The 3,196-nt window shown below is 65.9% G+C and carries 3 protein-coding genes; 2 read left to right on the top strand and 1 reads right to left on the bottom strand.

The genetic code is table 11. The features are described 5' to 3' along the window. Positions 1-151 precede the first annotated feature (151 nt). A complete protein-coding gene (locus WAZ62_RS20565) occupies positions 152-1,033 on the top strand; it encodes a helix-turn-helix domain-containing protein (protein ID WP_422645406.1) in 882 nt (293 codons plus the stop codon). A 62-nt stretch (positions 1,034-1,095) separates the two neighbouring features. Here WAZ62_RS20565 and WAZ62_RS20560 read toward each other — a convergent pair whose 3' ends face one another. Continuing rightward, the gene (locus WAZ62_RS20560) at positions 1,096-2,466 is read right to left on the bottom strand and encodes a substrate-binding domain-containing protein (protein ID WP_422645405.1); all 1,371 of its coding nucleotides are present in this window, start codon (positions 2,464-2,466) and stop codon (positions 1,096-1,098) included. Between the two features lie 510 nt (positions 2,467-2,976). On the opposite strand from WAZ62_RS20560, the gene WAZ62_RS20555 reads away from it, so the two are divergent. Continuing rightward, the coding region (locus tag WAZ62_RS20555; RefSeq protein WP_422645404.1) for a hypothetical protein at positions 2,977-3,196 on the top strand (220 nt) is incomplete at its 3' end.

Below are 3,196 nucleotides of genomic sequence, written 5' to 3'. Positions count from 1 at the left end.
CGGCGGGGCCGGGCGGCGGCGGCAACGCGGTTTCGGACCAGCCGTCGATCATCACGGTCGAGGTGCTGGGTTATGGCGGCGGCGAGGCCTGTCCCAAGGGTGTCGGGCCGGACGGCCAATGTCTCTGACGGGGGCGGGATCCCCGTTCATCATGGGATCGGCGCTGGCCTTCGCTGATCGGTCGGAAGCGGAGCCGGGGCTGCAGGCTCTTCTCGAGGGCCGGAAGGGCGCGGGCGGTACCGGGGACGGCGCCGGGACGGGGGGCGGGAGCGTTCATCCCTTCGGGCTGGATGGCCTCGCCGGTTTCGTCGTCCGGATGGCCGAGGCGGTCGTCGTCGAATGCCAACCCCCGCATTATGTGCTGCTGCTGCCCGTCGAGGGGACGGCGCGTGTCGGAACGATCAATGCCGGGCCGGAGCACGTCTTCATCCTCGTGCCCCGGAAAACCTGCCGCATCAGCCTCGGCGCGGGTTGCCTCGCGATCCTCTGTCTCGTTTCGGCCGAGGCCATGGCCAACCTGTCCCGGATGGCGCTGACATCGGGGCGGGAAGCCTTCCGGGCGGAAGGTATCCTGCAGTTGTCGCTGGACGAGGGGGCCCCGCGCCTGTTGCCGGGCCTCGCCATGCTGCTGCTGGCGGCGCTGGGCATCGACCGGGTTTCAGCTGAAATTCCGTCGTCACCGCTATCGCCATCGGTGCCGCGCCATGTGAAGCGGGCCGAGGATTACCTTGCCCGTCACATGCGGGAGCCCCTGACCATGGTCGAGCTGGCGGAGCGGGTGGGGGCCAGCCCCCGGTCGCTGAACCGGGCCTTCCTGCGCTTTCGCGGCATGACGCCCTCGCGCTGTCTGCAGAACCTGCGGGTGGAGGCGGCGCACCGGCTGTTGTCGTCGGATGCCTGCGCGCTTGATCTGCGCGAGGTCGCGGCCGAGGTCGGCTTCGGGTCCTATGCCCCCTTCTGGCGCGCCTATGTCCGGCGCTTCGGCCAGCCGCCGTCGCTGGGGCGGCGAAGGGGCAAGGACACTGCCTCCTGAAAAGAAGAACGGCCCCGGTGTTTCCGGGGCCGTTCCCTGTCAGGCGTGAAGGCAGGGGGCGATCAGGCGCCCTTGCCGACGCAACCGGTCGCGCCCTTGACCTTGATGGTCGCGCGCAGGAAGTTGTAGACCGAAGTGCGCATGGCCGACGGCAGCGGCGCGACGCCGTTGGTGGCGTGCAGGCCGGTGCTCGAGTTCACGACGCTGTTGGTGTAGTACCAGCGCAGGAAGCCGAGCGAGCTGGTGGTCGGCGAGACCAGGGCGTTCACCTTGGCGGTCGTCGTGTAGCAGCTGTACAGCAGGGTGTTGCTGGTGCCGATGATCGGATAGCCCGCGGTGGGGTTCTCGACCGAGCTGTTGATGTCGGTCGGGACCCAGTTCAGCGGGTTCTTCTGAGCGTCACCCGACGGCGTCGCGAAGCCGATCGAGTTGAAGGCCTTGGTCGCGTTGGCGGCGGTCGGCTGCAGGAAGGTGGCCGAGGTGCCTTCCTGGATCGAGGCGGCGTTCAGCGTGCTGGTGACCAGATATTCGGAGCCGAGGTAGCCGATGGTGCCGTTGGTGCCTTCGAGCAGGGTGACGACACCGCTGTTGCCGGCGCCGAGGCGCCAGCCGCTGGTGCTGGGCAGGGTGGAGGTGCCCGAAGCGGTCTTGAACTTGTTGCGGGTCTGACCGGCGCAGATCGCCGCCATGTGGCGGGTGAACAGCGAGGTCGTGCCCGAGCTGTCGGAGCGGCCGACGCGCAGCAGGCGGACGTGGCCGGTCACGTTGGGGATCTGGTCCCAGTAGGAATAGGAACCGTCGAAGACCTTGCAGAGATCGGCCTTGGTCAGTTCCAGCTTGCCGCTGGCGGTGTTGATGGTCACGCCCTTCGGCACCTTGTAGGCGATGCCGACCGCGGCGATGATGTTCGGGACCTGGATCAGGCTGCCGTACTTCTCGAACGGATTGGCATACTGGCTGCCGGTCGGGGTGGCGCCGGGGGCGACGACGGTGACGCCCTGGACGGTGCCGCCGTTGTTGTAGGCGTCGACATCCGACTGCTTCAGGGCATTGTCCGACAGGCCGAATTCGACCGACGGGAAGGGCGTGCCCGGATAGGTGCCGAAGCGGCTCGGATCATGGCTGAAGAAGCCGGCAATGCCGAGGCCCGAGCCGGTCGCGGCGTAATGGAAGGCGTTGGACGCGACGACCGGGCTGGCGATGTTCGCCGGGCAGGCCTTTTCGGCCGTGTCGATCAGGTTGTTCGACGAATTGCGGATCAGATATTCCACGCCCGTGGCGGCGCCGCTGTAGCAGCCGTAGGCCTGGGTGATCACCGGCGCCGGCAGGGTGGCGCCGCCGCCGTGGATGTCGGTGGCGGAAGCAGCGCCGGCGAGGCTGGTGGTCGCCAGGAGGAAGGCGCCGCCGAAAAACTTGAGCTTGAGGGACTTCATGTTGGGCCTCATGGGTTGAGATGGCATCGATTGTTCATCTCTTCAGTCGGCGACCGGAGCGATCGGCAAATCCCCAGAAACCCGTCTGGCGATGGCGCGCAAATGTCGTGTGCCCCCCACGGAGATTTGCCGTTCGCTTCGAACGCGGGCCGAATTTAGTTTTCGGCGGCGCACAATCAATCCAAATCCCGGTTTTCCTGCGGCAACAAACAGCAAATTGGCCTGAATTGATATGTAGTCTTTTTTCGAAAACTCTCTTGATGTCTGCGTGAATGCAATATTTCAGTTCCTGAATATTTGATGACATTTATATTCAATGATCGGGATTGGTTTGTTTCGATTTCATGACGGTATGGGGGTGCGGCGAATCCAGACCGGGCATTGTGAAATTTATTTGAAAGCGGGGAAAATGTTTGTGACCCTACGGCGGATTGCTTAAACCAGCCCCGTCCCCCGGTTCGGCCGCGGGCGACGGCGGTTCGCAGGCGTCGGCTACGCCAGGGGCTCAGTGTGTCCGAATTGATCGACAGTCATGGTGCCATCGACCGGGACGAGGCGGCCCCCGATCTCGGCGGACTGCTGCTCGATCGCGGCCTGCTGGCGCCCGAGACCCTGACCCGCGCCCGCCTCGTCCAGGCCGAGACGCGCGAGCCGCTCGACGCGGTGCTGACGCGCCTTGGCATGATGTCGGAAGAAAGCCTGGCGCAAGCCCTGGCCGGCGCCCTGTCGC

This window comes from Zavarzinia sp., assembly GCF_049306435.1.
Lineage (GTDB): Bacteria > Pseudomonadota > Alphaproteobacteria > Zavarziniales > Zavarziniaceae > Zavarzinia.
The sequence above is the reverse complement of the archived record's forward strand: the minus strand, read 5'-3'. Positions and strand labels throughout refer to the sequence as shown.